The sequence below is a fragment of the Ruegeria sp. CK3 genome, assembly GCF_056536565.1.
The window spans coordinates 272153-295024 of the sequence record NZ_JBQFPV010000001.1; the positions used below are offsets into that span (position 1 = coordinate 272153).

General features: G+C 57.9%; 23 protein-coding genes and 1 tRNA gene. 11 read left to right on the forward strand and 13 right to left on the reverse strand.

The genetic code is table 11. From position 1 onward, the window contains the following. Position 1 precedes the first annotated feature (1 nt). Positions 2 to 892 (reverse strand): YicC/YloC family endoribonuclease, encoded by an 891-nt coding sequence (locus tag ACR0C3_RS01415; protein WP_480756793.1) that lies wholly within the window; start codon positions 890 to 892, stop codon positions 2 to 4. A 242-nt stretch (positions 893 to 1134) separates the two neighbouring features. Between ACR0C3_RS01415 and ACR0C3_RS01420 the strand changes: the two genes are divergently transcribed. After that, entirely contained in the window at positions 1135 to 1821 is a 687-nt protein-coding gene (locus ACR0C3_RS01420) for a PAS domain-containing protein (protein WP_480756795.1), read from the forward strand. Positions 1822 to 1875: 54 nt separating this feature from the next. Here the strand turns inward: ACR0C3_RS01420 and ACR0C3_RS01425 are convergent, their stop codons facing one another. After that, on the reverse strand, positions 1876 to 3246 hold the full coding sequence (locus ACR0C3_RS01425; protein ID WP_170373710.1) for a class II 3-deoxy-7-phosphoheptulonate synthase: 1371 nt from the start codon (positions 3244 to 3246) through the stop codon (positions 1876 to 1878). Positions 3247 to 3414: 168 nt separating this feature from the next. On the opposite strand from ACR0C3_RS01425, the gene ACR0C3_RS01430 reads away from it, so the two are divergent. After that, complete coding sequence (locus ACR0C3_RS01430; protein ID WP_170548735.1) at positions 3415 to 4419, forward strand: GlxA family transcriptional regulator; 1005 nt, start codon at positions 3415 to 3417, stop codon at positions 4417 to 4419. Between the two features lie 6 nt (positions 4420 to 4425). Here ACR0C3_RS01430 and ACR0C3_RS01435 read toward each other — a convergent pair whose 3' ends face one another. Together ACR0C3_RS01435 and ACR0C3_RS01440 are read right to left on the reverse strand one after the other, a co-directional pair. Continuing rightward, positions 4426 to 4932, reverse strand: coding sequence for a GNAT family N-acetyltransferase (locus ACR0C3_RS01435; protein WP_480756796.1), 507 nt, complete (start codon positions 4930 to 4932; stop codon positions 4426 to 4428). A gap of 101 nt (positions 4933 to 5033) precedes the next feature. Beyond that, positions 5034 to 6134 carry a PQQ-dependent sugar dehydrogenase gene (locus ACR0C3_RS01440; RefSeq protein ID WP_480756798.1) on the reverse strand — a complete coding sequence of 367 codons (1101 nt, stop codon included), beginning with the start codon at positions 6132 to 6134 and terminating at the stop codon, positions 5034 to 5036. Between the two features lie 151 nt (positions 6135 to 6285). Between ACR0C3_RS01440 and ACR0C3_RS01445 the strand changes: the two genes are divergently transcribed. From ACR0C3_RS01445 to ACR0C3_RS01475, 7 genes are all read left to right on the forward strand, one after another. Further along, a complete protein-coding gene (locus ACR0C3_RS01445) occupies positions 6286 to 7467 on the forward strand; it encodes an ABC transporter substrate-binding protein (protein ID WP_170458188.1) in 1182 nt (393 codons plus the stop codon). A 127-nt stretch (positions 7468 to 7594) separates the two neighbouring features. Next, complete coding sequence (locus ACR0C3_RS01450) at positions 7595 to 8383, forward strand: ABC transporter ATP-binding protein (RefSeq protein WP_480756800.1); 789 nt, start codon at positions 7595 to 7597, stop codon at positions 8381 to 8383. Then, positions 8380 to 9210 carry an ABC transporter ATP-binding protein gene (locus ACR0C3_RS01455; RefSeq protein ID WP_480538503.1) on the forward strand — a complete coding sequence of 277 codons (831 nt, stop codon included), beginning with the start codon at positions 8380 to 8382 and terminating at the stop codon, positions 9208 to 9210. Before ACR0C3_RS01450 ends, ACR0C3_RS01455 begins: the two co-directional genes overlap by 4 nt. Positions 9211 to 9212: 2 nt before the next feature. After that, positions 9213 to 9596, forward strand: coding sequence for a hypothetical protein (locus ACR0C3_RS01460; RefSeq protein WP_480756801.1), 384 nt, complete (start codon positions 9213 to 9215; stop codon positions 9594 to 9596). Beyond that, positions 9596 to 10606, forward strand: coding sequence for a branched-chain amino acid ABC transporter permease (locus tag ACR0C3_RS01465; protein WP_480756802.1), 1011 nt, complete (start codon positions 9596 to 9598; stop codon positions 10604 to 10606). The genes ACR0C3_RS01460 and ACR0C3_RS01465 overlap by 1 nt, the downstream gene beginning before the upstream one ends. Continuing rightward, positions 10603 to 11916, forward strand: a complete 1314-nt coding sequence (locus ACR0C3_RS01470) for a branched-chain amino acid ABC transporter permease (RefSeq protein ID WP_480756803.1) — start codon at positions 10603 to 10605, stop codon at positions 11914 to 11916. Before ACR0C3_RS01465 ends, ACR0C3_RS01470 begins: the two co-directional genes overlap by 4 nt. A gap of 184 nt (positions 11917 to 12100) precedes the next feature. Continuing rightward, positions 12101 to 12358, forward strand: coding sequence for a hypothetical protein (locus tag ACR0C3_RS01475; RefSeq protein WP_425082780.1), 258 nt, complete (start codon positions 12101 to 12103; stop codon positions 12356 to 12358). Between the two features lie 32 nt (positions 12359 to 12390). Here the strand turns inward: ACR0C3_RS01475 and ACR0C3_RS01480 are convergent, their stop codons facing one another. Further along, a complete protein-coding gene (locus ACR0C3_RS01480) occupies positions 12391 to 13938 on the reverse strand; it encodes a helicase HerA-like domain-containing protein (RefSeq protein WP_480756804.1) in 1548 nt (515 codons plus the stop codon). Between the two features lie 447 nt (positions 13939 to 14385). Here ACR0C3_RS01480 and ACR0C3_RS01485 point away from each other — a divergent pair, with 447 nt between their 5' ends. After that, positions 14386 to 14991 carry an invasion associated locus B family protein gene (locus tag ACR0C3_RS01485; protein WP_170548754.1) on the forward strand — a complete coding sequence of 202 codons (606 nt, stop codon included), beginning with the start codon at positions 14386 to 14388 and terminating at the stop codon, positions 14989 to 14991. Positions 14992 to 15048: 57 nt separating this feature from the next. Here the strand turns inward: ACR0C3_RS01485 and ACR0C3_RS01490 are convergent, their stop codons facing one another. The 4 genes from ACR0C3_RS01490 to ACR0C3_RS01505 are packed head-to-tail and all read right to left on the reverse strand — an operon-like array spanning position 15049 to position 19290. Further along, entirely contained in the window at positions 15049 to 16257 is a 1209-nt protein-coding gene (locus ACR0C3_RS01490) for a beta-ketoacyl-[acyl-carrier-protein] synthase family protein (RefSeq protein ID WP_170479505.1), read from the reverse strand. 9 nt (positions 16258 to 16266) lie between these two features. Then, positions 16267 to 16524 carry an acyl carrier protein gene (locus tag ACR0C3_RS01495; RefSeq protein WP_170373697.1) on the reverse strand — a complete coding sequence of 86 codons (258 nt, stop codon included), beginning with the start codon at positions 16522 to 16524 and terminating at the stop codon, positions 16267 to 16269. A 32-nt stretch (positions 16525 to 16556) separates the two neighbouring features. Continuing rightward, complete coding sequence (gene lpxD / locus ACR0C3_RS01500; protein WP_170717990.1) at positions 16557 to 17648, reverse strand: UDP-3-O-(3-hydroxymyristoyl)glucosamine N-acyltransferase; 1092 nt, start codon at positions 17646 to 17648, stop codon at positions 16557 to 16559. Between the two features lie 37 nt (positions 17649 to 17685). After that, positions 17686 to 19290 (reverse strand): L,D-transpeptidase family protein, encoded by a 1605-nt coding sequence (locus ACR0C3_RS01505; RefSeq protein WP_480756806.1) that lies wholly within the window; start codon positions 19288 to 19290, stop codon positions 17686 to 17688. A 357-nt stretch (positions 19291 to 19647) separates the two neighbouring features. Between ACR0C3_RS01505 and mepK the strand changes: the two genes are divergently transcribed. After that, positions 19648 to 20217, forward strand: coding sequence for a peptidoglycan L,D-endopeptidase MepK (gene mepK / locus ACR0C3_RS01510; RefSeq protein ID WP_170688652.1), 570 nt, complete (start codon positions 19648 to 19650; stop codon positions 20215 to 20217). 237 nt (positions 20218 to 20454) lie between these two features. Here the strand turns inward: mepK and ACR0C3_RS01515 are convergent. The 4 genes from ACR0C3_RS01515 to ACR0C3_RS01530 form a co-directional block, all read right to left on the reverse strand. Then, positions 20455 to 20531, reverse strand: a tRNA-Arg gene (locus ACR0C3_RS01515). A 66-nt stretch (positions 20532 to 20597) separates the two neighbouring features. After that, positions 20598 to 21818: a cysteine desulfurase gene (locus ACR0C3_RS01520; protein ID WP_480756808.1), complete on the reverse strand. Its 1221-nt coding sequence runs from the start codon at positions 21816 to 21818 to the stop codon at positions 20598 to 20600. Positions 21819 to 21829: 11 nt separating this feature from the next. After that, positions 21830 to 22390, reverse strand: coding sequence for a Yip1 family protein (locus ACR0C3_RS01525; protein ID WP_475216035.1), 561 nt, complete (start codon positions 22388 to 22390; stop codon positions 21830 to 21832). After that, positions 22387 to 22872, reverse strand: coding sequence for a YIP1 family protein (locus ACR0C3_RS01530; RefSeq protein WP_170688649.1), 486 nt, complete (start codon positions 22870 to 22872; stop codon positions 22387 to 22389). The genes ACR0C3_RS01525 and ACR0C3_RS01530 overlap by 4 nt, the downstream gene beginning before the upstream one ends.

The following is a 22872-nucleotide window of genomic DNA, read 5'->3' on the forward strand; positions in this document are numbered from 1 at the left end:
GTTATTCAACGTTTTGTGCCTGCTCGCGCATCTGGTCGATCACCGCTTTCAACTCCAACCCGACCGAGGTCAGATCGGCGCTTTGCGCCTTGGAGCAGAGAGTGTTGGCCTCCCGGTTGAACTCCTGCATAAGGAAATCCAACTTGCGACCAACCGCGCCATCCTGCGCCAGAAGGTCCCGCGCGGCGGTGACATGGGCGCTGAGACGGTCGATTTCTTCGGTTATATCGGCCTTGACGGCGATCAGGGCGAGTTCTTGCGCCACTCTCTCAGGTTCGACCCCTTGGGCGTTGTCCAGCACGCGGGCGAGGTTTTCGCGCAGCGCCTCGGCCATCTTGTCCTTGCGCTGTTCGGCCAGTTCGGCGGCCTTCGACGTCAATGCCGCAACCTGATCTAGCTGAGACGCCAGGATCGCGGCCAGAGCCTCGCCTTCTGTCTGACGCATGTCGAGAAACGCCGCCAAAAGTGGAGTGAATTCGGTGGTCATCTGCGCTACCAGCGGCGCCGGATCGTCGGCCTCGGCACCTGCATCCAGCATGCCTTTAAGGGTTAGCAGATCACTTGCTTTGGAGGGGGCCAGTGCAATCCCCCTTGCCTCGGCCATGGCCTGTGTCTGTTGCAAGGCATCCAAGGCCGCCGTCATGGCAACCATATTCAAGGCCAGATCCGGCTGGGATTCGTCCCGGCTGATCCGCAACGACAGGGTCACATTGCCTCGGCTCAGCGATTTGGACAGAACGGCCCGCAACGCGGCCTCAAGGCCCGTCAGCCAGTCGGGGACGCGAATGCGCATGTCCAGCCCCTTGCCGTTCACGCTGCGCAGTTCCCATGTCCAGCTATGGGGGCCGAACTCTCCCTTGCCCGAGGCGAACCCGGTCATGGATTTGATCATCACTGCCCTTTCCATCGCTGTCAGTCTTCGTGTCTGCCGCACCTAATGCCATTGCCCGGTGCAGGGCAAGAGTTTGCTGAGACCGCCTCTGTCCGACAGAAGTTAACCATTCGTTAAAGAATTACTCCAAAATTGACTCAACCCGTGTCAATCATGTCTCTAGCTCGGTCGTTCGGCCGAAAATGCCTCCGATATGTTGCATTTTATGAAAATGACGGTGATTAGGCGCTAGGGTAATGAAAATGGGAACCTTTTTCGGGACTGGCTCGAAGTCCAAACTTGGAAAGATTGTCGCAATGGATCGCTTTGACAGCGGGCGCAGCCTCTCACCGATCCGTCAGGCCGAGGCCTACTGGACCGCGTTGCTTGACGGGAATGGCGTGCCCATGCGGTCGCAGATTGATCCGCGCGGGCTTGAGAATATTCTGGAATACACCTTCATTCTCGAGCGGATTGCCTCCGGTCTGGCCCGGTTTCGCCTTGCGGGCAGCCACCTGAACAAGCTGGCCGGGATGGAAGTGCGGGGCATGCCTCTGACCGCGTTTTTCGATCCCGAGGCGCGTAAGGCAGCCACGAATGCTCTAGAGCAGGTCTTTGCCAACCCCGCAATTGCCGAATTGGATATGGTGTCCAGGGGCGCGTTCGGGCGCGCCCGGATGCAGGCGCGTATGCTGCTTTTGCCGCTGAAAAGCGATCTGGGGGATGTCAGCCGCGTTATGGGCGTCATGGTCAGTGACGGCGCGATCGGAGCGACCCCGCGCCGCTTCTCGATCCAAGACAGCCGGATCAAACCGGTGAGCGAGGTTCAGGCGCCGGCCAAGCCAAAGCTGGAAGTCACGGACGGTTTTGCTGAGGGCTTTGCCGAGGGCAAGGCAGAGTTCAAACGCCCCAAAGGGCACCTCAGGCTGGTTGCATCGCGCGACGACTGATCCAAAGAAAAACGGCGGGCTAAGGACCCGCCGTTTTCTTTGATTGATTGAACCTTAGCTTGCTTCGCGCTTGGTGCGGTCGCGGCGCAGGTTGGTCAGTTCTTCGGCGACCAGGAAGGCCAGTTCCAACGATTGCGACGCGTTCAAACGCGGGTCGCACGCCGTGTGGTACCGGTCCGAGAGGTCCTCTTCGGTCACGGCACGCACGCCGCCGGTGCATTCGGTGACGTCCAGACCGGTCATCTCGAAATGCACACCACCGGGGATGGTGCCTTCGGCCTGATGCACGCCAAAGAAGTCGCGCACTTCGCGCAGGACCGAATCGAACGGGCGAGTTTTGTACCCGGTGGCCGATTTGATCGTATTGCCGTGCATCGGGTCGCAGACCCAAGTGACCTTGGCGCCCTCTTCCTTGACCGCTTTGACCAGACGCGGCAGATGCTCACCTGCCTTGCCTGCACCGAAGCGGGCGATCAGGGTCAGACGACCCTCTTCGTTTTCGGGGTTCAGCTTGGACATCAGAACCTTGAGGTCTTCGGCCGTTGTGGTCGGGCCACATTTCAGACCGATCGGGTTCTGAACGCCACGGCAGAATTCCACATGCGCGCCGTCGGGCTGACGGGTGCGGTCGCCGATCCAGATCATGTGACCGGAACCTGCCAGCCAGTTGCCCGAAGTCGAATCCAGACGGGTCAGCGCCTCTTCATATTCCAGCAGCAGCCCTTCGTGGCTGGTGTAGAACTCAACGGTCGAGAACTCATGCGTTGTCTCAGCCGTGATGCCCGCCGCGCCCATGAAGTCGATCGTGTCCTGAATGCGGTCGGCGATCTCGGAGTATTTCTGAACGTCCTGTTCATCCGTGAAGCCCAGCGTCCAAGAATGCACACGGCTCATGTCGGCGAAACCACCGGTCGAGAACGCGCGCAGCAGGTTCAGCGTGGCGGCGGCCTGTGTGTAGGCCTGCAGCATCTTGGACGGATTCGGAATCCGCGCCTCGGGCGTGAAGTCCAGCTCGTTGATGATGTCGCCACGGTAGCTGGGCAGCTCAACGCCATCCACAACCTCGGTCGGTGCGCTACGCGGTTTGGCAAACTGCCCAGCCATACGGCCCACTTTGACCACCGGCACCTTGGCGCCATAGGTCAAAACCATCGCCATTTGCAGCATCACTTTGAACGTGTCACGGATCGCATCCGCGCTGAATTGTTCAAAGCTTTCAGCACAATCCCCGCCCTGCAACAGGAAAGCCTCGCCGCGACCGGCGGCACCCAGATGTTGCTTGAGACGCCGCGCCTCACCGGCAAAGACCAGCGGGGGATACTGCGAAAGCTGCGCCTCGACTTTGGCCAGCGCGGCCGCGTCGGTATAGTCTGGCATCTGAACCCGGGGCTTGTTGCGCCAGTTCGATTTTTGCCATTCGGTCATAGCCTTGATCTCCGCTGATAGTATTCAGGTGGTCTCTATACAAAAAGCCGGGAAGAGAGACCATATCCGATTTGCGGCTCTTGACGTCGTAAACAAGCTTTGATCATGGTATCTGTCAAATCATGCGCGCCCAAGGCGCATCGGCCACCGAATCAAGGACAAAAACCCATGCAAGAACAACGCCAAGTTGTCAAAGTCGACGGTAACGTCGACAAGCCGATCAATTTTGTATTCGTCTTATTGGATGGATTTTCGCTTTTGTCCTTTGCGTCGGCTCTGGACAGCCTGCGCATTGCCAATCGTATGGCTGATAAGCCTGTCTATACGTGGTCTTTGATCGGTGAAGGTGGCGATACAATTACCTGCTCGGCAGGCACGACTTTCAAGCTGGATCAGGACCTGATTGAGCTGCAGCGTGATGACATCGTTCTGATCTGCGGCGGGGTCGAGGTAAAAACCGCAACCACCAAAAAGATTCTGAACTGGATGCGGCGCGAGGCCCGCAAGGGGCTGCGGATCGGTGGTTTGTGTACGGCAGCCTATTCGCTTGCCAAGGCGGGGCTGCTGGAGGGTAAGCGTGCGACGATCCACTGGGAGAACTCGGACAGCTTCATTGAAGAGTTCGACAATGTGGAACTGACCAAATCCGTGTTTCAGGTCGACGGCAACCGGATGACCACCGCGGGGGGCACCTCATCCATCGATCTTATGCTGAAGCTGATCGCGAATGACTATGGCGAGGGTCTGGCCAGCGCGGTGGCCGATCAGATGATCTATTCTTCGATCCGCACAGATCAGGACACACAGCGCTTGTCTACGCCCACCCGAATTGGGGTCCGGCATCCAAAGCTGAGCCAGGTCATTCTGATGATGGAAAAGAACATTGAAGAGCCGATCTCGCCTTCGATTCTGGCCAAGGATGTCGGCATGTCGACCCGTCAACTGGAGCGTCTGTTCCGTCGCTACCTGAGCCGCTCACCCAAGCGGTACTACATGGAGTTGCGGTTGCACAAAGCCCGCAACCTGCTGATGCAGACGGATATGAGCGTGATCAACGTAGCTCTGGCCTGCGGATTTGCCTCTCCGAGCCATTTCTCGAAATGCTACCGGGCGCATTACAACACCACGCCTTACCGTGAGCGTGGGGCTCAATCGGGGCGGCTGTCCGTCTGACGCGGGCTAAAGAGTTTTTGCAAAATAGTGCAGATGGGGCCTGAGCATGGGCTGATCCAGATAGGTCGTCGTCTCAATGGGTTCGGACATTTCGACAAATCCCAGTTTCGGATACAGGTCCCTCATTTCGACATTCGGAGTAAGCGTGTCAGCTACAAGGCGCTTTAACCCCAACGTGCGGGCTGCGTCTTCTCGGGCTTGTATCATGGCACGCCCCGCACCTGTGCCGCGGGCGGCTTCGGTCACGAACACGCGTTTCAATTCGCCGGTGTCCTGATTCAGGCGTTTCATCATGCCACAGCCGATGATCTTGCCCGCGCTGTCTCGCGCCAGAACCAGGCAACCGTTTGGCGGCAGATAGTCTTCTGAGTGTGCCCAAAACTCGGCCAGCGCGCTTTGCGGCGCAGCCGGATCGATGTTAAACCCCATGGCCGTCATGCGCTCTACGATCAACGCATAATATTGGGACAGGATGCCGTTCAACTCATCCTGATCTGGCAGCGTGTCACACATTTCAATCGAAAAGTCGCACAATGGACCGCACCCTCAGATGGTTTCTTGGCACAGGATCAAGCTCGGTTTCGCGGCAACAGTCAAGGAGGGCGAGTACAGATCTACCGATCCGGGGAAAGCCGGAAAACTGCGCCATTGCCTACGGAAATGAACCAGATCGACCCGTCTGGGGCCTCAACGATGTCCCGGACGCGTTCTGTTTCGGGACCTTTGATCTGCTCGACCTCGCGCAGTGAGTTGCCCTCCAGCCGCGCGATATAGTCAAACTTGAGCGATCCCACGAAGATGTCGCCCCTCCATTCCGGCCAGAGCGCACCGGAATAGACCATCAAGCCCGAGGGCGCGATGGAGGGGTCCCAATAGTGGCGCGGCTGTTCCATCCCTTCTTTGGCAGTGCCTTCGCCTATCGTCTTGCCCGAGTAGTGCTTGCCATAGGAAATGACGGGCCAACCGTAATTTAGCCCCGGTTGCACGAGGTTAACCTCGTCCCCTCCGCGCGCGCCATGCTCGGATGTCCAAAGACGCCCTTGCGCGTCCAGATCGGCACCCTGAGGGTTGCGGTGCCCGTAGGACCAGATCTCGGGCCGAATATCCGCCTGCCCGACAAACGGGTTGTCTGCAGGAACCGAGCCATCGCGGTTGATGCGGATAATCGACCCGATAGGGTTTGAGCGGTTCTGAGCCTCCGGTTGATCCCCCCGATCCCCGATGGTGACAAACAAACTGCCGTCCGCGGCCTCGACCACCCGAGAGCCAAAGTGACGCCCGCCCGACCCTCCGGGCGTGGCCTCGAACAGGATGCGCGTGTTGGTCAGGCGTTTGCCGTTCTCTGACAGGCGCGCGACGGCCAGTGCGGTGCCAGCCCCAGTGCTCTGAGGTTTCGAGAAGGTCAGAAAAAGCTCGCGCGTCTGTGGGAAATCCCTCGCGATGGTCACGTCCAGCAAGCCGCCCTGCCCTCTGGCGGCCACTTTCGGAACCCCCTTCACTTTTTGAGATTTCCCGTCCGACACATAAAGCACATCGCCATCCCGTTCGGTCACCAAAAACGATCCATCGGGCAGGATGCCTACGGCCCAGGGCGTATCCAGTCCCTCGATCAACGGCTCGATCTGAACCGGGCCTTGGGATGTCTCAAGCTCCTCAGCGCAGGCGAGACCTGCGCTGATCATCAAGGCAAGAATCGCAAAGGGTCTGGGCGTCATGGGGCTTCCTTTCGGACTGACAGCGTTATCACCATGAGAACAAATAGGATTATGGAGCGTAAAAACACGATTGCGTTAGGACTTTTCTTTTCCGGATTGCTTGCCTAGGGTCATGCGCAGAACGAATACGTTCACAATAGGGAGTAACCATATGAAAAAGCTGCTGACTGCAACTGCAGCCTCCGCTCTGCTGGCGGGTACCGCAATGGCCGAAGACGTCAAGCTGGGCGTTCTGTTCGGCTTCACCGGCCCGATTGAATCGCTGGCACCTGCCATGGGTTCGGGCGCCGAGATGGCGATGGCCGAAGTCACCGAATCCGGCAAGCTGCTGGACGGAGCAACCGTGACCGCAACTCGTGCAGACACCGGCTGCATCGACAACGGCCTGTCCACGTCGAACGGCGAGCGCATGATCGCTGACGGCGTAGCTGGCATCATCGGCGGTGACTGCTCGGGCGTCACCGGCGCGATCCTGCAGAACGTCGCGATCCCGAACGGCATGGTGATGATCTCGCCGTCGGCCACCTCGCCCGGTCTGTCGACCATGGAAGACAATGGCCTGTTCTTCCGCACCGCGCCGTCGGATGCGCGTGAAGGTCAAGTGATGGCCGACATCCTGAACGATCGCGGCATCAGCTCGATCGCTCTGACCTATACCAACAATGACTACGGCAAGGGTCTGGCGGATGCGATCCAGTCCTCGTTCGAGGCTTCGGGTGGCGAAGTGACCATCGTCGCAGCACACGAAGACGGCAAGGCCGACTACTCAGCTGAAGTTGGCGCGCTGGCCTCGGCCGGTGGCGACATTCTGGTCGTTGCGGGCTATCTCGACCAAGGCGGTCTGGGCATCATCCAGTCGGCTCTGGACAGCGGCGCGTTTGATACGTTCGGTCTGCCCGGCGGCATGATTGGTGACTCGCTGCCTGCCAATGTCGGTCCGGACCTAAACGGCTCGTTCGGTCAGATCGCTGGTTCGGGTGGTGAAGGTGCTGAAAAGTACTTTGCTATGGCCGAAGCTGCAGGTTTCGACGGCTCGTCGCCCTATTCCCCTGAATCCTATGACGCTGCTGCCCTGTTCATGCTGGCCATGCAGGCCGCAGGTTCCACCAACCCGGCGGACTATGGTTCCAAGATCATGGATGTCGCCAATGAGCCTGGTGAGAAGATCTATCCGGGTGAGCTGGCCAAGGGCCTAGAACTGCTCGCTGCCGGTCAGGAGATCGACTATGTCGGTGCCTCCGGTGTTGAGCTGATTGGCCCCGGTGAAAGCGCGGGTTCCTACCGTGAGATCGAAGTCACCGACGGCGAGAACAAAACCGTCAACTTCCGTTGATCCAAGGTTAACAGTCATAAAAACAAGCAGCCCGGGCCTTGTGTCCGGGCTGTTTCAATGACAAAAGCCCGCACCATTCGTACAGGGATGTGGCAACAACGCCGGAAAACGGCGGCTAGGGGAAAAGATGATCGTCGTCGAAGACGTGCATAAGCATTTCGGCGGGTTTCATGCGGTGGACGGGGCATCGCTGGAAATCCAAAAGGGCTCGATCACCGGTCTGATCGGACCGAACGGGGCCGGAAAAACCACTTTGTTCAATGTGATCGCGGGTGTCTTGCCTCCAACCAGCGGCAAGGTGGTGATGGATGGTGAGGATATCACCGGCCTGCCCCCGCATGAGCTGTTTCACAAGGGCCTGCTGCGTACCTTCCAGATCGCGCATGAGTTCTCGTCAATGACCTGCCGCGAGAACCTGATGATGGTGCCCGGCGCGCAATCCGGGGAATCGCTTTGGAACACATGGTTCGGTCGCAAACGGATTGCTGATGAGGAACGCGCGCTTCGGGCCAAGGCTGATGAGGTACTGGAGTTCCTGACAATCGAGCATTTGGCCGACCATAAGGCGGGTCAGGTCTCGGGTGGACAGAAGAAGTTGCTGGAGCTTGGTCGCACCATGATGGTCGACGCCAAGATCGTGTTTCTGGATGAGGTTGGCGCGGGTGTGAACCGTACCCTGCTGATGACCATTGGCGACACGATCCTGCGTCTGAACAAGGAACGTGGCTATACTTTCGTCGTCATCGAGCATGACATGGATTTCATCGGCAAAATCTGCGACCCGGTCATCTGTATGGCCGAGGGCAAGGTGCTGGCCGAGGGAACCCTGGACGAGATCAAAGCCAATGAACACGTGATCGAGGCCTATCTGGGCACCGGCCTGAAAAACAAAGACAAGCTGGAGGTCGGGGCGTGAGCGATAATCCTTATCATGACGACAAAGGCAACAAGGACGCGTCGATCACGAACACGCATGGCGTCGGCACCATGACCCCGGCACATCGCAAAAGCGGCGCGACACAAAAGGTCGATGGTGGGCCATTTCTGATCGGCGACACGATGACGGGTGGCTACGGCAAAGGGCCGGACATTCTGCACGACTGCACCATCGCCGTCGACCGGGGCGAGATTGCGGTCATCGTCGGACCCAATGGTGCGGGCAAGTCCACTGCGATGAAGGCCGTATTCGGCATGCTGGATGTGCGCTCGGGCGCGGTTCGGTTGGACGGCGAGGATATCACCGCGCTTACGCCGCAGGATCGGGTAATGCGTGGTATGGGTTTTGTGCCGCAGACCTCGAATATCTTTACCTCGATGACGGTGGAAGAGAACCTTGAGATGGGTGCCTTTATCCGCCGGGATGATTTTTCGGATACGATGGAGCAGGTCTATGATCTGTTCCCGATCCTACGCGACAAACGCCATCAGGCGGCTGGAGAACTGTCGGGCGGTCAGCGCCAGCAGGTCGCCGTAGGCCGCGCGCTGATGACTCAGCCGAAAGTGCTGATGCTGGATGAGCCGACTGCCGGTGTATCGCCCATCGTGATGGATGAGCTGTTTGACCGGATCATCGAGGTCTCGCGCACCGGTTTGCCAATCCTGATGGTCGAACAGAACGCCCGTCAGGCTCTGGAGATCGCAGACAAGGGATACGTGCTGGTTCAGGGGCGGAACGCCTATACCGGCACGGGCAAGGAACTGCTGGCCGATCCCGAAGTGCGTAAGAGTTTCTTGGGGGGCTGAGGATGAAAGTTCTGTTTATCGCAGCAGTTCTGTCTGCCGTTACCGGTGCGTCCGCCGCACAAAAAGTCACGAAGTGTAAGCTGGAATACGCGTGTGCCAATATCAATGCCTGCCAGTCAACCAAGACGGGTCACGGCGTTGATTTCACGTTTGTACTCTTGCCCGACAACGAGCTTCGTCTTGACCTCGGAGGCGATGAATTGCCTTTACTGAAAGCCCAGCAAGTGACTGACGACCTGATGACAGCACATGGCTGGGATTCTGATCGCTCAGCTTCTTACACCTTCAGCTTGTTCGCTGATGGGATTGTCGCTTACGCGACCCACGCCTTTGTGGGAAAAGGTATAAGCCTGACTGGCCTTGGTAGCTGTGAGGTGAACAACTAATGGACTTCCTCAACGCCCTTGTGGCGCTTTCCAACTTCGTTCTTGTTCCCGCAATCGCCTATGGCAGCCAGCTGGCGCTGGGCGCTTTGGGGGTGACGCTGATCTACGGCATCCTGCGGTTTTCGAACTTTGCCCATGGCGACACCATGGCCTTTGGCGCGATGATCGCCGTTCTGGTTACATGGGGCTTGCAGGCCGCAGGGGTCAGTTTCGGGCCGTTGCCGACGGCTCTGCTTGCCCTGCCCTTCGCCATTCTGGGCTGTATCATTCTGGTGCTGATCACCGACCGGCTGGTCTATCGCTTCTACCGTGAACAAAAGGCCAAACCGGTTATTCTGGTGATCGTGTCCATGGGCGTGATGTTCATCATGAACGGCATCGTCCGCTTCATCATCGGGCCGGACGATCAGAGGTTCTCGGACGGTGCGCGGTTTCTGATCAAGGCGCGGGACTTCAAGGCCTGGACCGGGCTGAACGAAGGGCTCGCGATCAAGACCTCTCAGGCCATCACGGTCGTTGTGGCGGTGATCGCCGTGGCCGCCCTGTTCTGGTTTTTGAACAAAACCCGCACCGGTAAGTCGATGCGTGCCTATTCGGATAACGAGGATTTGGCGCTGCTGTCTGGCATCAACCCCGAACGCGTGGTGATGATCACCTGGATCATCGTGGCTGCACTGGCGACCACGGCGGGCGTGCTTTATGGCCTCGATAAGAGCTTCAAGCCCTTTGTCTATTTCCAGCTTCTGCTGCCGATCTTTGCCTCGGCCATTGTCGGAGGCTTGGGCAACCCTCTCGGCGCCATCGCGGGTGGGTTCATCATCGCTTTTTCCGAGGTGACCATCACATACGCCTGGAAGAAGGTGCTGACCTATCTGGCTCCGGAAAATCTGGAACCGTCGGGATTGGTTCAGTTCCTCTCTACCGATTACAAATTCGCCGTCAGCTTTGCCATCCTGCTGATCGTGCTTCTGTTTAAGCCCACGGGCCTGTTCAAAGGAAAATCGGTATGAGCGAGGTTACCAAGAACGCCCTGCTTTTCGTCACAGTTGGCGCGCTGATCCTTTTGACCGGCTTCACCCAAAGCTGGAACGCCGCGATCCTGATCCTGAACATGGGGTTGATTTCGGCCATCATGTCGATCGGTGTGAACCTGCAATGGGGCTTTGCGGGCCTCTTCAACGTCGGCGTCATGGGCTTTGTGGCTTTGGGCGGGCTGGCGGTTGTCCTGATCTCGACCCCACCAACGCCCGGAGCATGGTCCGAGGGCGGCTATGGCGTCATTCTGGCGCTTCTTTTGGGGGCCGCGACAGTTGTTGCAACCGTCATGGTTGCGCAGAAGATGCCCAAAGGACGCGCACGGACGCTGGCTATCGTCGGAATCCTCATCGTCGGTTTCTTTGTTTACCGCGCGATCTTTGACCCGAACGTCGCGGCGATCGAGGCAATTGATCCGGCCGTTGCCGGCAATATTGGCGGTCTGAACCTGCCGGTCTTGCTTGCCTGGCCTGCCGGAGGGTTACTGGCCGCAGGGGCCGCATGGCTGATCGGCAAGACTGCTCTGGGTTTGCGCTCGGACTATCTGGCGATTGCGACCCTTGGTATTGCCGAGATCATCATTGCCGTCATGAAGAACGAGGACTGGCTGGCCCGTGGTGTCAAGAACGTCTATGGCATCCCGCGCCCCTCGCCCGTGGTGGGCTATGAGGTTGAGCTGCAGCAAGACCCCTCGTTCCTTGCGCGGGCGGATTGGCTGGGGCTTGATCCGGTGATCGCCTCGACCCTTTCGGTCAAGCTGGGCTATTCGCTGCTGTTCCTGATCGTTCTGCTCGTGCTGCTGTGGATGGCGCAGATGGCGCTCAAAAGCCCTTGGGGCCGGATGATGCGCGCCATTCGCGACAATGAGGTCGCGGCTGAGGCGATGGGTAAAGATGTCACCCGCCGCCACCTGCAGATCTTTGTACTTGGCTCTGCCATTTGCGGTATCGCGGGCGCGATGATGACGACGCTGGACGGTCAGCTGACGCCAGGTACCTACAACCCACTGCGGTTCACCTTCCTTGTCTGGGTGATGGTAATTGTCGGTGGGTCGGGCAACAATTTTGGCGCCGTGCTGGGTGCGTTCCTGATTTGGTTCCTGTGGGTCCAGGTCGAACCGATGGGCCTTTGGCTGATGAACCTGATTACCTCGGGCATGCCCGATGGCAGCGCGCTGAAGGCACATCTGATCGAAAGCGCTGCGCATATGCGGTTGTTCACCATGGGACTGGTCTTGCTGATTGTCCTCAGATTCAGCCCCCGAGGGCTGATCCCCGAGAAATAGACGCATCACGATCACAATACAGAAGCGGCGCCTCTCATCCGGCGCGGCTTCTTGATTTCTAAAGAGGTTTCCGCGTACACGAGACTACCGCTCGTTGTTCGGACTTTTGGGGTCCGGCCTATGCTCAGAAGAAACCCGACCGATCTCTACGATCATTCGCACTCAATTGATGAGAGTATCCGACGTGACCAAGAAAACACTGATCACCAAAGCCGTAGTCATGCTGCCGGTTCTGGCTGCGCTGACGGCTTGTATTCCGTCGCCCGAAGACCTTGAGACCACTCCTGTTCAGGTTAACACTCCGCAGGGCGTCGTGACCTGTCAGCTTTACCGACATGATCGTGTGACCTGGGACCGAGCAATTGATTTCCCGGCCACAAAGATGTCGGTTAAACAAGCTGACGCCTATTGCCGTCAGGAAGGCCAGCGCCGCCTGAAGTAAGCCGGTTGGCGCCCTGTGCTGGGCGCCTCCGATCATCGATTTCGGAACAACCCGCCCAGAATACCCCGCACGATGCGGCGGCCGGTTGTTCCCTTCAGCTCTTTGATGACGGCCTCACTCATCGCCGTTGCAAATGTGTCTTTCTTACGCACCACCCGAGACGTTGAACGCCCAACCCGGTTACCTGAATACCGGCGCGCCGAGCCGTATTCGCGCTCCATCGGGGATTGTTGTTCGATGATCTCTTCCGCCTCCGCGGCCTCGGCCTCTTGGGCGGCAGCTTCAGCGCGGGCTTGCAGGATCTCAAAGGCCGATTTGCGATCGACCGGCGTGTCATATTTGGTCGCCATGGGTGAGGCTTGCAGGATACCCTGGCGCTCAGATCCTGAAATCGGCCCAAGCTGCGACCCGGGAGGGCGAATCAACGTCCGCTCGACAATCCCCGGCACGCCTTTCTTCTGCAGCATTGAGGTTACGGCCTCACCAACGCCCACCTCTCGGATCGCGGCCTCGGTGTCGAAGGCGGGATTCTCGCGATAGGTTTCCGCCGCCATACGCAGATTCTTGCGGTCACGCGCGGTGAAGGCGCGCAGCGCGTGTTGTACCCGGTTGCCCAACTGTCCCAAAATGTCTTCGGGAATATCGGCGGGGTTCTGCGTAATGAAGTAAACCCCAACCCCTTTGGAACGGATCAGGCGCGCGACCTGCTCGACCTTGTCGACCAGAATCTTGGGCGCATCATCAAACAGAAGGTGCGCTTCGTCGAAAAAGAAGACCAGCTTGGGCTTCTCCGGATCGCCGACCTCGGGCAGTTCTTCGAACAGTTCGCTTAGTAGCCACAACAGGAACGTGGCATAAAGCCGAGGCGCACCCATCAGCTTGTCCGAGGCCAGTATGTTCACCATCCCCTGCCCGTTTTCATCCGTTCGCATCAGATCGGCCAGATCCAGAGCGGGTTCTCCAAACAATTTAGTGCCGCCTTGGTTTTCCAACACCAAAAGACGGCGTTGAATGGCTCCTATAGAGGCCGTTGAGACATTGCCATAGCGCAGAGACAGCTGCGCCCTGTTCTCACCAATCCACACAAGAAGCGCCTGCAGGTCCTTGAGATCCAGCAGAGGCATCCCTTCTTCATCAGCTACCCGGAACGCGATGTTGAGAATCCCCTCCTGTGCCTCGCTTAGCTCCATAAGGCGCGACAACAGCAGAGGGCCCATTTCGGTTACGGTGGTACGGACCGGGTGCCCCTGTTCACCGAACAGGTCCCAGAACGTGACCGGGCATGCGGCGTAGGAGAAATCAGTAAAGCCAATCCGTTCGGCGCGTTCGGTAAACGCTTGATGCAACCTATGGGTTTCGCTGCCTGCCAGAGCCAAGCCGGACAGGTCTCCTTTGACGTCCGACAGGAAAACAGGCACGCCCGCTTGCGAAAAACCTTCGGCCAGGATCTGGAGAGTGACCGTCTTGCCCGTCCCCGTAGCCCCCGCGATCAGCCCGTGGCGGTTCGCATATTTCAGCGTCAGACCCTGCGGAGTTGCGTATCCATCGCCCGCACCGCCCAGAAAAATCTCTTTACCCATGTAATTGCAGCCTTTTTTCACTGATCCGCAACCAGCATACAAACTTAACCTTTGGCTGCCATAGTCTATTCGTTCCCTTTGTGGCCTCGGGTTGCGAAGGAGACACTTCCTCCCTGTCGACTGGCCGTGCCTTCGGGCACGGCTTTTTTCACGGAAGTGGGCGATTAAAACTGTGCTGATTAGTGCATTAAATTTTTCTGTTAGCGGTTGACCCCTGCTCCCCCCTTTCGTAACGTCTGCGCATAACTAAGTCGGCCAGTCCGACGGGGAGAAAAATTTTGGGAAGAGGGCTGCTCCACCAGCCCTCTTTTCTTTTGCCTGTATTGGTTCTTGAGCGGGGTTTGGCCCAAGAAAACGCTCACATTGATCTCAGCCATTCGGTTAACGACTGACAGCCGCAGCGAAGGATGCTAGATGAGGCAAAACAAACAGCAAACCGAGGCATTCATGTTCAAGAAACTCCTCTCGTTTAATACTCTGGCAGCCGTTCTGATGTGTGGAGCGGTTAGCGCGCAGGAAACGACTTCCGAAGGCACGACCACTGAAGGCACTGGGGCCGATGCGGGCGCGGGCCTCGATTTGGGCCAATCCGGCCCACGTGTGGGTGAGCAATTTGTCAAAGAAGAATCCGGCGATTGGGATGTCTCCTGCATCAAGGCACCGGAAGGCGAAGATCCTTGTGCAATCGTTCAGGTTCTGAACGGCCCTCAGGGTGATCCGATTGCAGAAGTGTCCATCGGCAAGCTGCCCGAAGGCGGAGCGGCTGTTGCATGGGCCAATGTGATCGTACCGTTGGAGACCCTGCTACAAGCGCAATTGGCCTTGTCGATCGACGGTGCACCGCGCAAGCTCTACAACTACCACCATTGTCTGCCTGTTGGCTGTGTCGCGCAGCTGGGCCTCAGCCAGGGTGACATTGACGCGATGAAAGCGGGCAGCAAAGCGACCTTTTCGCTGGTTCCCGCGCGCTTCCCCGATCAGGTTATAACAATGGAAATGTCCCTGTCGGGCTTCACTTCGGGCTTTGACGGGCTGGCCGTTAACGTCAACTAAGTCAGCTGCGAATAGAGATCGCCGCGGCAGCTTTGTGGCGGCGGTTTTCTTTGCAGCTCAGACGCTTTTGAGCGCTAAGACCGCATTCAACCCGCCAAACGCAAACGCATTGCTGAGCGCCACGTCGACCTTGGCTTCACGCGCGACGTTTGGCACCACGTCCAGCGCACATTCCGGGTCAGGTTCTTCATAACCGATGGTGGGCGCGATAACGCCGTCCCGCAGCGCCATGATGCAGGCCAAAAGCTCCACCGCTCCGGTGCCTCCGATCAGGTGACCGTGCATGGATTTCGTCGATGAGATCATCAGATCATCCGCATGCGGTCCAAACACATCCGCCACGGCGGCGCATTCTGTTTTGTCATTCGCCGCAGTGCCTGTGCCATGCGCATTGATATAGCACACATCGCTGGCGTTCAGCTTGGCATCCGCCAACGCGCCCGCCATCGCTCGTGCGGCCCCCTGCTTGCTGGGCATCACGATATCCGAGGCGTCCGAAGACATGGCGAAGCCAACAACCTCGCACAGGATATCTGCGCCCCGCGCGCGGGCATGTTCGTATTCCTCGAACACAAAGACACCAGCACCCTCGCCCTGCACCATCCCGTTGCGGTTGGCGCTGAAGGGGCGGCAGGCATCCTTGGACATCACGCGCAGACCTTCCCAGGCCTTCACACCGCCGAAACACAGCATGGATTCGGAACCACCCGTGATCATCGCAGGGGCGGCACCGCTGCGCACCATCTGAAACGCTTGCGCCATTGCATGGTTCGAGGATGCACAAGCCGTCGAAACCGTAAAGCTGGGGCCTTTCAGGTTATGCTCCATTGAGACATGGCTGGCCGCCGCGTTGTTCATCAGCTTGGGCACAACAAAGGGATGCACCCGGTTCTTACCGTCCTCATAGACCGAGCGGTAATTGTCATCCCAGGTCGAGACACCTCCGCCCGCCGTGCCCAGAACCACGCCGGATCGTGCCGCGAGCTCGCCGTGGAACTGAATGCCCGACTGGTCGATCGCCTCTTTCGCGGCTGTCAGGGTGAACTGCGTGAACCGATCGTAGAGAGACATCTGCTGTCGGTTAAAGCGCCCTTCGGCCTCGAACCCCCGTACCTGACCGCCGATCTTAATCGCCAGACGGTCAACATCGCGGAATTCAAGATCCGAGATACCGCAACGCCCTTCGCGCATGGCCTCGAGCGTGTCGGGGACCGAATGACCCAGCGAGTTGATGGTGCCCGCCCCGGTAATGACAACCCGTTTCATTGTTTCGGGTCAGACCTTTTCCGACACAAGCTGTTCGATGCCCGCAATGATCGCGGCCACGTTCGAGATGTCGAAATCATTCGCCTCGGGCTCATTGGCGTTGAAGGGAACCGAGATGTCGAACTCTTCCTCGATGGCAAAGATGCTTTCGACCAAACCCAAGCTGTCGATGCCCAGATCTGCAAGTGTGCTGTCGGGTGTGACATCCGATGGCTCCAGAACGGCCTGCTCTGCAATGATTGCGATGACGCGGTCGCTGATGCTCATGTTGATCCCCTGGCTATCAATCTGAGGATGATTTAATCGCTCGGAGACTGTTTGAAAACAGCCTTTTTCAATGCCTCGACGTCGCGAGCCATGCGCGGCAAGCGGCGTTGAGCCTTGTAGATCTCGGTATGGGTTTCCATCTTGACGCCCGGATAGCCCATGACCACACGTCCGGCTGGTACGTTGGACAGGATCTTGGTGGCGCCCCCCGCGATCACGCCATCGCCAATGAAGATATTGTCAGCCACGCCGGTTTGACCGCCAAGAACCACGTTGTTTCCCACATCGACTGAGCCGGACAATCCACTTTGACCGCACAGCAGACAATCGCGCCCTATGCGCGCGTTGTGCCCCACATGCACAAGGTTATCGAGCTTCGAACCATCGCCAATCCGCGTGTTTCGGATCGTACCATTGTCGATCGTACAGTTGGAACCTACCTCGACATCATCGCCGATTTCCACCGCGCCCAGAGAATGGATACGCAGCCAGCTTTGCGCTTTTGCATCGCCTTGATCGCCCAACGTCTTGCGCGCGTTTTCAACACCTGAAATCTCAGGAGTAACAAAGCTGAACCCGTCGGAACCGATACGCGCGCCGGGTTGGGCGATGAAGCGGTCTCCGATTTGCGCACGCGCACCGATGCTGACCATTTCGCGCAGATGGGCTTGCTCACCCAACACCACGTCCATTCCGATTGTACAGTGCGGACCGATCACCGATCCCGAGCCAATCTTCGCCCGCGCGCCGATAACGGCCAACGGACCGATCGAGACATCCTCAGCAATTTCAGCCGTCGGGTCGATCACAGCCGAGGGGTGGACACCTGGCTCAACGCCCTGCCCCCGGTCCAGCATTGTCGTGATACCAGCCATCGCCATTCGGGGGCGCGTAACAAAGATCGCAGCGCGCAGGCCCATTGCTTGCCAATCCGCGCCTTCCCACAGCATTGCCGCGCGGGCCTCACCGTTCGAAAGCGTTTCGGCATATTTGGGGGACATTGCCATCGCCAGATCGGTTGGTCCGGCATCACCCGGTTCAGCGGCCCGCAGAATTGTCAGGTCTGTTTCACCCTGACACTCGGCCCCAAGGCTGTCGGCGATCTGTTGGATGGTGAACTGCATAGCGGGCGTCCTCTTGGGCAGGATTTACCCTGAGTGCTTACCCCTGAACGTCCGGCAGGGCCACCCCTGCCTTTTGCAGCGCGTCCCAAATTTTGGCATCGCGGTTATAGACGTCGCGGCGATACTGAACCTCACCTTTCGGGCCAATATAGGCGGTGCGGTAGATCAGGTGGACAGGTACTTTCTTGTCCAACTTCACCGTCGTTTCCTTGCCGGTATTCAACACTCGGTGGAAGAACGCCTTGGGGTCTTCCTCCTGTTTGGCCAGCAGCGCATAGGCGAACTCGAAAGGTTGCGCCAGTCGGATGCACCCGTGCGAGAACGCCCGCACTTCACGCGCAAACAGAGATTTCTGAGGCGTATCATGTAGATAGATGTTGTACTTGTTAGGGAACATGAACTTCACCAGCCCTAGCGCATTGCTTTTGCTGGGCGGCTGACGCATCGCGAACGGGAAGTTGCGTGCGGTAAACTGGGTGAAGTCGACTGCTCCTCGATTGACCTGGCGACCACTGCGGTCCGTGATCTGGATATGGCCCACCGCGTTCGGGTTCGATTTCAGTTTCGGCAGGTATTCCTTGGTGATGATCGAGCGTGGTACATACCAGCTGGGATTGATCACCATATGCTCCATCTCATCCGAGAATTCGGGGCTGCGGCGATCATGCACGTTCTTGCCGATCACGGCGCGGGTCTCGAACGTGACCAGCCCGTCGTCCACGATCTTTGCCGAGAAGTCGGCCTGATTGACCAGAATATGCCGCTCGCCCCGATCGCGCGGCAGCCAACGTTCCCGCTCCAAGGCAACATAGACGGCTTTCAACCGGTCCGATGCCGGTCGGTTCAGCTCGGTGATTGTACCTTGTCCGACCACACCGTCCGATTCGAGTCCATGTGCTTTTTGGAATGCCTGAACGGCCCCAAGCAGGGCATCATCAAATTCCGGGCTGGCAGTGGGTTTAAGGTAACCCATCGCAACTAGCCGGTTGCGCAGTTTGACTACATTCGGACCGGTATCGCCGTATTCCAGTTTAGAGACCGGAACAGTCGGCCCCCACCCGCCCTGGCGGATCAGGTTCTCCAACGCGATCTTTTGCTTCATCAAGGCGCGATATTGGGCGGTCTGCGGGATCAGAGTTTCAAAATACGCCGCACCTTGGGTATTGAGTGCCTCAAGATGCTGGTTTGCATCACGGCGTTTAACCTCGCGCACAAGGCCGTCGTCAATACTGGCTGGCCGCAAGGCGCCAGAATAGATGTCATTTGCATAGGTCAGGAAGACGCGGGACAGCTCAGCCTCGACCGTGCCCAAATCGCGAACTGATCGCGCCTCAGCCATCTGATCAACCAGGGCCTGCACGTCAAATGCTGCAGGCAATCCATGGCGCTCCATCTCGGATAGGGCTTTGATCAACGCCGTACGGCGTTTGGCGTGTTCTGCTGTATCGCCGACCCACAAAGGGACAAAGCTATTGCTGCGGTAAAATTCAGCTATCTGATCAGAAGGCGAGGTATTCTCAGCAACCGCCATCCGAAATGCCGTGTTCGAACCCTCGCCTGATGACGTGTTCGCCATAGATGCCGTCGCCAAAAAACAAGCGGTGAAAACAAAACTGGTACTGGTCCGTAACACTGAGAGCATGGGATGGCCTTGGTTCTTCAATAACTTATGCGATGTCTGCCGAAGCTTTATTTTATATATGGTTTTCAGCCATTGGGCTTGTCTATTCACAAATACCTTACCTTTTTTCTTCTCTTGCACCCTGATGCGCGTTTGCATCTACCCGATGCCGAAAACACTCAGTTGCTCAATAAAATGACTCATTTGCATCACCTGCGCAAAAAACTGCCGAAAATTCCCCCTAACAAAGGTGCATTCCAAAGACTTCTTGGCCGACGATTCCAACTGTGCCATACATTCGCCATCTGGGATGGGAAAATATTAATACAGCGCGCGTAACATCGTGCGCAGGCAGGAACAGTACGGGACGAAACAAAAATGACCAAGAGCAGTACTTCGGGTATTACCCGTCGTGCCCTTCTGGGCGCATTCGCGGCAACTGCCGTGGCGGCAGCACCGACCTATTCCAACGCAGCAGGTTTCCTTCGTGGTGGTGGTGATATTCGCCGTATCCGCATGTATTCCGGTCGCACGGGTGAGCGGATTGATATGGTTTACTGGGTCGACGGCAGATACATCAAAGACGCCGTGAAAGAAGTGAACCACTTCATGCGCGACTGGCGCACCGATCAGTCGAAAGCGATGGATTTGCGCACAATCGACATCATGGCGGCGTCTCACAACCTTCTGGACGCCGATGAGCCCTATATGCTCCTGTCGGGGTATCGCTCGCCGCAAACCAACGCGATGTTGAGGTCGAAATCGCGCCGGGTGGCGCGGAACTCGCTCCATATGCAGGGACAAGCGGCTGACCTGCGCCTCGCATCCCGTTCGGTTTCACAGATGGCCAAAGCGGCCATGTCCTGTCGTGCTGGCGGTGTTGGACAATACTACCGTTCGAACTTCGTCCACATGGATTGCGGCGTCGTTCGCAGTTGGCGCGGCTAAGCGTACTGTCGTTTACTGAGATGTATATGGCAGGCCACTAGGTCTGCCTAAGTGTTGTTGCAAAACTCGAATTTTGCTGGAACGGGCTGCTGCAATTGGCGCCCTTTGGTCGTTGCAGAGCCAATCCCCCAACGATTCTCTAGCTTGTTCAGGCTAAAGATATTTTCCAAATCAAACATCTAGCGGATGCAACGACCACGACGGTCGGACTGAACAAATCATCAAGACTGTGAGAAGTGGCGCACCTGAGAGGATTCGAACCTCTGGCCTCTGCCTTCGGAGGGCAGCGCTCTATCCAGCTGAGCTACAGGTGCCTTGGCCGTTAGCTAACCTTGTTCCGAGCCGGGTGCAACTGGAAAACGGATCGGCTCGGCCGAGATTTAGGCAAAGAGATCATGCGCCAGTTCAAGCGCGTCGATCAGGGTGTCGACCTCATCCGTGGTGTTATAGAGGCCAAAGCTGGCGCGACAGGTGGCCGTCACCCCAAGGTGATCCATCAAAGGACCAGCGCAATGGTGACCGGCGCGAACCGCAACGCCTTTCTTGTCCAGAATCGTCGAGACATCATGTGCATGCCCTGCCCCATCCAGCGTGAAGCTGAAGATCGCGGCCTTGTCCGGCCGCGTGCCCTGAACCTGTAGCCAGTTCAGACCAGTCAGACGCTGCATGGCATAGTCGCGAAGACCCGCTTCATGGTTGGCAATGTTCGCCATCCCCAGATCCATCATGTAGTCCAGAGCCACCCCGAGACCGATGGTTTGTACGATGCCCGGCGTACCGGCCTCAAACTTCATTGGCGGATCATTGTAGATGACCTGATCCTTGCTGACCTCTTTGATCATGTCACCACCGCCAATGAAGGGGCGCATTTCGGCCATTCGCTCGGATTTGATATAGATCGCACCGGAACCGGATGGGCCATAGAGTTTGTGCCCGGTAATGGCATAGAAATCGCAGCCGATATCCTGCACGTTAACCGGCATGTGAACCGCACCCTGACTACCATCAACCAAGACCGGCACGCCCTTGATATGCGCGCCTTCGGTGATGGCCTTCACGTCGACCACGGTGCCCAAAACGTTCGAACACTGCGTGACCGCGACCAGTTTGGATTTGGGGCCGATCGCGTCAATCACGGCCTGCGGATCAAGCCCGCCATCCGCATCAACATCGACCCATTTCAGGACCACGCCCTGACGCTCACGCAGGAAATGCCAGGGCACGATGTTGGCGTGATGCTCCATCACGCTGAGGACGATCTCATCCCCCGCTTCAAGCCGCGGCATGGCCCAGCCATAGGCGACCAGATTGATCCCCTCGGTCGTGCCGGAGTTCAGAACAATCTCATCCTCATCCGCAACACCTAGAAAGCGCGCAACGGTGCCGCGCACGGACTCATATTTCTCGGTCGCGAGGTTCGAGAGGTAGTGAAGCCCGCGATGCACGTTGGAGTATTCCTCGGCATAGGCGCGCGTAACGGCATCAATCACGACCTGAGGTTTCTGCGCCGACGCGCCATTGTCCAGATATGTCAGGGGTTTGCCGTTCACCTGCCGCGACAGGATCGGGAAATCAGACCGGATTTTCTGCACATCATACATGAGAGATCTTTCTAGACAGGACCCAACGGGTTGAGAAATAGGACAAAAGGTACCGCCAGCAACGCCGTCAACAAAATGACACCAAAGGATTTGCCCAGAGATCCAAACTTGTGCGCCTCATTCAGAAAATGAAGCGTTATGTAGAGGCTGTAGATGGCCGTTGCCAGGATCAGAGGGGCCATAAAAGCTACCGCGATCAAGCTCAGCGCGAGGGTCGCGACCAGTGCTGCAATTTGCAGAAACTGCAGCCAGATCGTCAGGATCATCAGATCTTCAAAACGCCCCGTTCCGCCCAGAAAACGCCCGACATAGAGAAAGGCCAGAATGCTGAACAACATCGTTCCGGCGGATCGGATCAGCACAACCGGGATCGATTGGGATACGGTCGGGCCACCCGATGCGGCGATGGACAGATCTATGCCCATCTGCGCGATGCAATTGAGGACAACGGCCAGAAAGAATGCCAACCACAGAACCTCTCGCCCTGGGTTGAGGGCCAAAATCTGTCGCGCCGCTTCGGCAGGTTTTCTGAGCGTCAGGCTCGCCAGCGGGCCCAGGGGGGGTATAGTCATTCAGCCGACCTTTGTGCTTGTCGCAATCCGGATAACCAGAACCAGACAAAAACGGCAACCCAAATCAATCCGACCAAAGTTTGAGTCGGACCAGGGCCTATGAACCCAGCGACCAGTCCGTTTAGCAAAACCAAAGGCGCCGAGGACAAGAGCGCCCAGAACAATGCCAGTCTGGCGCCATAGGCACTGCCCTGCCCGCCCACCAGTCGCGCGACCCAATGAGACACCAAAGCCAGCGTGTAGAAGAACAGCGGCAGGATGAAGACCGAGCCCAAAAGCGCTCCACCCAGAAGCATGTTCAACTCGACCTGCTCAAGATGCGCGCGGCGGGCTAAGCTGGGCATTTGCGCGATGAACGCCACCACGCAGAAACCCATGACGAAGATCAGCGCCCGGTCTTCGCGCGGCCCCATATCCAGAAGTCGGCGCACAACGCGCCCCGGCCCCCGGTATGTGGCAACGATATCTGATGAGACCGGCAT